The following is a 7,261-nucleotide window of genomic DNA, read 5'->3' as shown; positions in this document are numbered from 1 at the left end:
GAAAGCCTCCTACGGCTGGTCGGCCTCGACTGGGCAGTACCAGATTTCAGCACGCTGAGCAGGCGGCAGAAGGCTCTGGTCGTGACCATCCCCTACCGCGGCTCGCGGGGGCCGCTGAACCTTATGATCCCCTCTCGGGGCCTCACTTCGTGATGCCCTGCCGGGCAGTGGACAGCACCGGCATCAAGGCGGAGGGCGAAGGCGAGTGGCATGCGCGCAAGCACGGCGGCGCGAAACGCCGTCTATGGCGCAAGATCCACATCCCTTGCGACCGTAGCCGCCAGCTGCGGCGACACCCGCAGATCGAAATTGTCGCGCGAGATCGGAACGGCGGGTATAGACAGGCAATTTCCGAAGCGCGTCCTGACGCGACCCAGGTTGCCGATCGTTGGCACCTCTTGCAAAACGCGAGCGACGCGTTCCAATCCGCCGTCCGTCGCGCAATGCCCGCCGTAGCCTGCAGCGCCGAGCTGGAACCAGCCATCCTGACGGCGGCGGAAAGCCTCCAATTCGACGGCTTTCAACGGCGCCAGAAAACCAACTTGCTGATCTAGCGCATGGGGTCCGAAGGCGTACCAATCAAGCGGATCGTCCGGATCACTGGTCTGAGCCGGGGCTTGGTCCGGGGCGTCCTCCGCGGCGAACGGTAAGACGTCTTCCGGCTGCGCCAAAGCAGCCTTACTCCTTGGTTCCTGCTGCTGGAGGAGCATTGCCCTTGGCCTTTTTCTGCTCGAGCGTGTTGACCAGTTTTGATGGTCTAGAAGAAGCACACCTTTCGACGATGGTGTTCGACAGCCTGAACCGTGGCGAGATGAATTTTCACGTGTCGGGGCTGCCGATGGGCACGATGTTCTCGGATGCATCGATGACCTCGCACCTGTGCAGCTGACGCACCGTAGCCTCGTTGATCTCGTGCTCCGCGACCTCAGCCTTTAGCAAACGCGTAAGGATAGCCGTCGTGCAGCAGACACGACGGCTTCGAAGGCTGGGCCCCCCTGCTCGATCAGGTTGATGACGGCTTGCGACATGCCGTAAATCTTCAGGCTGCTGGGACGCTCCGGTACCGTGCACTTCGGTCCCAACGTGCCCGCCCTCTGGAGCAGTTCTGGTCGGAAATCAATGCATTAATCCAGCCCGATCAAAACCTCACAGCGCCGCATTTTGCGCCGTTCGTAGTTATGCACGCACTGAAGCATCGCCTTCGCAGTTGCAGAATCTGGCGTACTCGGTCAGGGTCGCAGCCGAAACCTGCGCTAGGTTGAACTGGGGCGCGCGTTCCTAGATAAGTCGCGTCGAGGTAGACCAGACGCAGATTCCCTATGAGGTAGCAAAGGCGCGAGACTTGGCATTGAAAAACCAACCTCCCTTGAAGGTCGCCATCGTGCATTACTGGCTCGTCGGAATGCGGGGCGGCGAAAAGGTTATCGAAGAATTCTGCCGCCTTTATCCCCAAGCGGATATATTTACCCATGTCGTGATTCCCGAGAAACTTTCAGACACAATTACAAAACACCGGATCATCGAAACAGGTATTGCGCGCTTGCCCGGTGCGAAAAAGCATTACCAGAAGTATCTGCCTTTCATGCCACGTGCTCTCGAAGCGCTGGATCTATCCGGATACGACTTGGTCATTTCGTCGGAATCCGGACCTGCGAAGGGTGTGATCACTGGACCGGATACCGTGCATGTCTGCTATTGCCATTCGCCAATGCGGTACATATGGGACCAGTACCATATCTATCGCAATCAATCTGGATGGCTGACCCGGTCGGTAATGCCTTATCTTGCGCACAAGCTACGGATTTGGGATACGGTGTCGGCATCGCGTCCGGATCACATCGTGGCGAATTCAGCGTTTGTTGCTAAGCGTGTCGCGAAATTCTGGGGGCGTGAAGCTGACGTAATCCACCCTCCCGTCGACCTAGAGGCTTTTAAGCTGGCCCAGACACCACCTGAAGACTTTTATCTTACGGCGGGCGAACTAGTCACTTACAAGCGCGCAGACCTAGTGATCAATGCCTTCAACCGCTCTGGCAGGAAGCTTGTGATGATCGGAGACGGTCCCGAACGCGAACGTTTGCAGGCCAGCGCGGGGCCAAATATTCAGTTCCTTGGACGTGTTTCCTTCGATGTTCTGCGAGATCACTATGCGCGCTGCCGCGCGCTGGTCTTTCCGGGGGTGGAAGATTTCGGCATTGTACCGCTCGAAGTCATGGCTTCGGGACGTCCGGTAATTGCTTATGGGCGGGGCGGTGCATTGGAGACGGTTCGTGAAGGGCAAACCGGATTGTTCTTTCGGGAAGACAGTCCCACCGCGCTCAACACGGTCATCGATAAGCTTGAAGCGGAATATGAGCAGTTCAACGCGCCTACTATACGGGCTCATGCCGAAGGTTTTTCCGCCGCGCGTTTTCGCGATGCCTTCTCGGAATTCGTGACGGCTCGGATGGCCAGCGCAACATGAGTCTTGCAGATGCCTCTATAGACGGCCGTCAGACAACAAGAGCCACACGATACTCCTCTGGAACGGCTCTGTCGATCCAGGTCGTCTTCGCCCTGAATTTTGCGTCGGCCCTGTTGCTCGAATTAGGGGTAGCCATCGCCGTTCCGGGTATAATGGCAAGCATCGTTCTTTCTTTGGCGGCCATACTAGCTAATCCAATTGTTTCCCGGGTGACATTCCTCGCGATTCTGTTTCTTTTTTATGCCCTAATTAGTGCGATTATGTTCGGTGGGATCCTGTCAATCAAAACGAACGGGCTGGTAGCGTGGCTTGGCGGAGAAGGCCGGTTTTTCTTATACTACTGGCCGTTCATTTTCTTAACTGTAATGCTTCGTAAAGATCCGAACCTAGTGCTTCGAGGAATTGAGCGCTGCCTGTTAGTTCTGACTGTCTTTGGATTTCTGACCGTCATGGTCCGGCATGCCGGCATTCAGCTTTATTCGTCGCACCACGCGGCTGGCGCAGTTCTCGCCTCTTTGGTAATCTTCAACTACTTCCGGTACCGCACGAAAAAGAATTGGGAAGGACTATTCCTGCTTCTTCTCGCGCTCATTGGTCTGCTTGGTACCGGCTCGCGCACATCTGTTCTGGCTGCTGTCATGGGGATGTTCATCCAACAGATCATTCTGATCCGCGTCGGGCAGCTTATAAAGGTTGCTATCTTCATCCCGATTCTTGCTATCGGCATGTCCAAAGCCTTTCCGAATCAATATGATCGCCTGGCCAGCACCTTTACAACGGCCAATCCGTTGGAGGTTATCTCAGTCAATTTCGAACGAGCTTGGCTGGCGGAGCCTCCTTTGGAGTCCGGCAGTGCTTGGTCACTGGAAGCATTTGCTGACAAGCAGGGGCAGGCGAACTTGGCCATTCGTGGTCTGCTGTGGGCCCGAGGCGTGGTTGAGGGAACTAAATCTCCAATCATTGGTACGGGCTTCGGTCGATACAATGACACCGGACGAGAGTTTACCAGAGCTATTCCCTTGGTAAATGTGGTTGTGAGCGCATCGTATTTGAACCCATCCACCCACTCAAGTCATAATACTTTCATTATGATTTTCGCGGAGCTTGGCTTTATTGGTTTGGCGATCATAGGTGGGATTTTTCTTACCATAATTCCAAAATCCATGCAGGTGCTACTTCAAAAGGAAGCTAGCAATGAAGGGAAGCTCTGGGCAGGAACATGCCTTGGCTGCGTTGTCACCCTCTTTCTGGCGGGGCTCACCCAACATAGTCTTGGAGCACCCATTTACGGCCTTTCTCTTATGCAGCTCATCGCCATTGGATATGTGGTCGTTTCAAAGGAGTGAATGTCGTGACAGATCTTAAAATAGATATTTCCGTGATCGGCGCTATGAAGTCCGCCTCCTCTACTGTGACAGATTTTCTGCGGCAGCATCCCGGCGTTTTCGTCCCCCAAAACAAGACACTGAACTTTTTTTCCTATGGCTTGGACGGGGCAACTCTCTCGGAACGTGACGGTGTTGAGGCGACTGCATCCGAACAGGCAGTGCGCAGCGAGGAGGAGTATGCCAAGCATTTCACGGATTCTAAACCCCATCAGCTTCTGTGCGATTGCTCGGATTCCTATTACTTCTATCCTGGTACAGCTGGACGGCTACACGCGCATAACCCTGACATGAAGATCGTATTGGTCATGCGCGAACCAGTTTCCCGCGCATATTCCAGTTTCAATCATGCCCGCAGTCACCTGCTGGAGATGAACGAAGACTTCAAAGCGGTTTTCGCCCGCCCCATCGCTGAGGAAGAGAATCTGCTTCCGATCCGTCGCTACAAGCTCCTAGGATATTATGGCGCTTTGATATCGCCCTTTGTCCAACTTTTTGGCACTGAGCAAATTCATCTAGTCGCCTTCGAGAACCTCGTCGAGGATTACGACGGCACGCTGAAGGAGTTGACGGATTTTCTGGGGTTGCCGCCGCATGAGGGCGAAAAGCTCTGGTCCAATCCTAGTTATGTCCCGCCTTCAGGCTTCACGGGAAAGGCGGTCAGGCTCGTGAAAGGTCCTGCCCGCAAATTACTGCGTTTCGGCAGTAACGACGCCCGGGCCAAAGAGAGGATTAAGTCTTTGATGAAGCTTGTCTATAAGCGCCCGGACATGCTGTCCCAAGATGTCAAAGACCATTTGAAGCCCGCATTTAAAAACGATATCGCTCGGCTCGAGGCTATGTTTGGGCCCGGCTTCTATTCCCACTGGGTCTGAAAGGCGTATCCAAGTATGCTCAAAGGCTCCATTTTGATCTTTTTGCTGATGATCGTCGGCGAATTTCTCGGGTTCGCATTGATCATTGCTGCGACACGGTTGCTCTCTCTGGAGACTGCCGGCTTGCTGATCTATCTGCAGAACAACCTGTTTCTGTTCGGAGCGGTCGGAACGCTCGGCCTTGGCACGGCCATGTACCGCTTCATACCCCGCTACAGAGAGACCGGGCAGTTTGCGACGGTGCATGCTCTCATTCGCTGGTCACGCTCCTGGGCGCTGCTCGCCTCTGTGCTATCCACGGGGCTGTTCGTCGCAACGCAATATATCAGCCCGGAGATCATTCTGAAGCCATGGCACATGGCCTTGTTCGGCATGTGCATTCTCGCTTGGAGCTATCTGACCATGGACAGGCAGATCCTCCGAGCGCTTGGTGTGGTGTTCTGGTCCGACTTTTCGTATCAGATCATTCGGCCGAGCTGTGCAGTTTTGACACTGCTTGTTGGTGTCTTGGTGCTCCCCCAGGATACCGCAGTTTTTGCAGCGCTCCTGATACCATTGCTTCTCGGGCTGATCTATGACTGCTGGCAGTTGCGCCGAACCCTTGGCCCGAGGCCAAAAGATACCGGAACCGACCCGGTGGACCGCGCCGCTTGGTGGCAAAGTTCCCGGCACTTCACCTTGGTCATGATGGCGCGCGTCCTGAGAGACCGGTTGGATGTTCTGATGGTTGGCGCGCTTCTCGGGTTTGAAGCCGCCGCAATCTACGGAATCGTGGCGCGCGTATCGATACTTGCCGCAATGGTCGTCGAGCCAATCCAGAGCATGTTCCAGCCCCGGGCATCGCTACATTTTGCACGGCATGATGAAAGCGGTCTGCAACGGGATATCGTACAAAGCGTCTACTGGAGCGCGACAGCGGCATTGGTGGTTTGTGCTGTACTCTTCGGCGCTCCTGCTTTCTGGCTGCAGCTATTTGGAGAGGCCTTCGATCCGCAGCTCAGTATCCTCTTGCTGATAATCATGATCGTAGGGCGGGTCCCCACAGCGATCTCAAGTACGGCGAATTCTCTGTTGTTGATGTCAGGACATGAAAAGCTGGTCTCACGCCTTATGACGAGCATCAACTTCGTCTTGCTACCAATCAGCCTCTACTTCGGCACGACCCTCGCAGGAATGCTTGGCGCTGCCCTAGCGGTGAGCGGTGTGCGTATTCTGACCAGCGGGCTGGTCATCTATTTCGCTTGGGCGGTTCCTGGCTATCTGATTCTCTCGGTGCCGACACCCGAACGTTTACGCGTCGCGTTCAAGCCTTTTTACAACGCTTTGTCCAGATTGTGGAAGAATTGATCTGCACTGCCTCAACCAATGCCGTACTCAAACAGCCCAGTCTGCCAGAAAAACCAGTGACGATTATGAAAGGAAATCGTGATGCAAGTGAATGACTATATCGATTTCGTCATCATTGGAGCGCAAAAATCTGGGACGACCTCGCTGCACGAGGTCATGAAAATGCATCCGCAAGTTACAATGCCCGCGAGCAAAGAAGTGCCGATCTTCAATCGGACAGATCTTAGCCCTGATGAGATCGCTGCGAAGACGGCGTCTTTATTTCAAGGAAGCCCAGCCGGGTGCCTGAAGGGGAAGGCGTCCCCGCAATACCTACCAAGCAAAACTGCGCTCGAAAACCTTTACGCCGTCAATCCAAAGGTGAAGATCATCGCAATTCTGCGCGACCCGGTCGAGCGGAGCTATTCCCATTTTCGCATGGTCAAGCGCCGGGCAGGGGAAGACGGTGATTTTGATCATGAGATCTTCAGCCTTTTGGAGCAGGATCGTCTAATACAGGCGCGTGCAACGGAACATGAGAACAAGGAAGATGAGTCCGCCTACATCGTTGCTTGGAGTGAATATGGCCGCATGCTGGAACCGTACTTTGAGAAATTCGGCAGAGAAAACATGCTCATTCTCTACACTCGGGATTTGGAGCAAGACGGCGAAGCCGTCTATGCTAGGATCTTTGATTTCCTAGGCATCGACAGGTTTTGGACCGCTCCAGAGATGACGACGGTCTTCCACAAAGGCGGCGACAAGCCCATTGTTAACGTGAAAAAGCTGAAAAAGATCCCCGTGTTTGGCTGGCTTTTGAAAACAGCCTATAACTTGTTGCCAGGGCACTTGAGATACTTGATCAGCACACGCAATATTCGCGCCGTATCTAAGTCCGCCCGGGATCTACACCCTAGCACGAGCGCGCGTCTTGACCGGCATTTTGCCGAAGATCAGTCTAAGATAGATCGTCTGGTTGCGGGCTCATAGCCTCGGCCGGCCGGTGCTGTCTTAGGTTCAGGCCCCATTGATTTTCGCTGGATGGCGTGATTCACGGTTCGAAAAACGATTGACCTGCCACGGGATTTTTCCTCCACCGTCGATTAGAGTCCGGCCCAACCTGAGGACGGACAATGAAGCGAACGAGATTCACGGACGAGCAGATCATCGGCATCCTGGCCGAGCATGAGGCCGGCGCGAAGTGCGCCGAT

The 7,261-nt window shown here is 54.6% G+C and carries 5 protein-coding genes and 3 pseudogenes; 7 read left to right on the top strand and 1 reads right to left on the bottom strand.

Features of this window, described 5'->3' with window-relative positions; translation table 11 throughout:
* Positions 1 to 272: pseudogene (locus tag ACU0FH_RS11795) on the top strand (transposase); the annotation flags it as partial.
* A 12-nt stretch (positions 273 to 284) separates the two neighbouring features.
* Positions 285 to 407: pseudogene (locus ACU0FH_RS11790) on the top strand (transposase); the annotation flags it as partial.
* A gap of 298 nt (positions 408 to 705) precedes the next feature.
* Here the strand turns inward: ACU0FH_RS11790 and ACU0FH_RS11785 are convergent.
* Positions 706 to 1,082 (bottom strand): annotated as a pseudogene (locus ACU0FH_RS11785) (ATP-binding protein); the annotation flags it as partial.
* A gap of 260 nt (positions 1,083 to 1,342) precedes the next feature.
* On the opposite strand from ACU0FH_RS11785, the gene ACU0FH_RS11780 reads away from it, so the two are divergent.
* From ACU0FH_RS11780 to ACU0FH_RS11760, 5 genes are all read left to right on the top strand, one after another.
* Complete coding sequence (locus ACU0FH_RS11780) at positions 1,343 to 2,464, top strand: glycosyltransferase (protein ID WP_446194803.1); 1,122 nt, start codon at positions 1,343 to 1,345, stop codon at positions 2,462 to 2,464.
* Positions 2,461 to 3,810, top strand: coding sequence for an O-antigen ligase family protein (locus ACU0FH_RS11775; RefSeq protein WP_446194801.1), 1,350 nt, complete (start codon positions 2,461 to 2,463; stop codon positions 3,808 to 3,810). The genes ACU0FH_RS11780 and ACU0FH_RS11775 overlap by 4 nt, the downstream gene beginning before the upstream one ends.
* Before the next feature lie 5 nt (positions 3,811 to 3,815).
* A complete protein-coding gene (locus tag ACU0FH_RS11770) occupies positions 3,816 to 4,724 on the top strand; it encodes a sulfotransferase family protein (RefSeq protein ID WP_446194800.1) in 909 nt (302 codons plus the stop codon).
* A 15-nt stretch (positions 4,725 to 4,739) separates the two neighbouring features.
* Positions 4,740 to 6,071: a lipopolysaccharide biosynthesis protein gene (locus tag ACU0FH_RS11765; protein ID WP_446194799.1), complete on the top strand. Its 1,332-nt coding sequence runs from the start codon at positions 4,740 to 4,742 to the stop codon at positions 6,069 to 6,071.
* Between the two features lie 81 nt (positions 6,072 to 6,152).
* The gene (locus ACU0FH_RS11760) at positions 6,153 to 7,040 is read left to right on the top strand and encodes a sulfotransferase domain-containing protein (protein WP_446194798.1); all 888 of its coding nucleotides are present in this window, start codon (positions 6,153 to 6,155) and stop codon (positions 7,038 to 7,040) included.
* The last annotated feature ends 221 nt before the right edge of the window (positions 7,041 to 7,261 follow it).

This window comes from Heliomarina sp. (assembly GCF_052826185.1).
The sequence above is the reverse complement of the archived record's forward strand: the minus strand, read 5'-3'. Positions and strand labels throughout refer to the sequence as shown.